The organism is Mesorhizobium sp. GbtcB19 (assembly GCF_019091085.1).
In the GTDB taxonomy this organism is placed as follows: Bacteria; Pseudomonadota; Alphaproteobacteria; order Rhizobiales; family Rhizobiaceae; genus Mesorhizobium.
Genome location: NZ_JAGXJY010000202.1, coordinates 1 through 278, shown reverse-complemented (window position 1 = coordinate 278; position 278 = coordinate 1). Strand labels below are relative to the sequence as shown.

At 36.7% G+C, this 278-nt stretch carries 1 protein-coding gene; it reads left to right on the top strand.

The features are described from left to right. The coding region (locus tag KVT37_RS32175; protein WP_217579022.1) for an AimR family lysis-lysogeny pheromone receptor at positions 1-278 on the top strand (278 nt) is incomplete at both ends.

The window sequence follows — 278 nt, the reverse complement described above, 5'->3', positions numbered from 1 at the left end:
ATATCGGTAAGATGGATGATGGTTATATCAAAGACTGTTTACGCATGCAACATATGGAGCGAATCGCGTACACACAGTTACATGCTAATGAAATTGATAACTGTAGAAATACCTGCCTTGCGATTATAGATTCTGAGCTGAATTTCACAGTTGTGAAGGCTACGGCATATTGTTGTTTGGGAGAAAGCTATATCTTTGAAAATCCATTAATGGCAGAGAAATACATTTTAGAAGCTATTAAATGTCTTGAAGGAATAAGCTCACCTAAAGGCACTCAA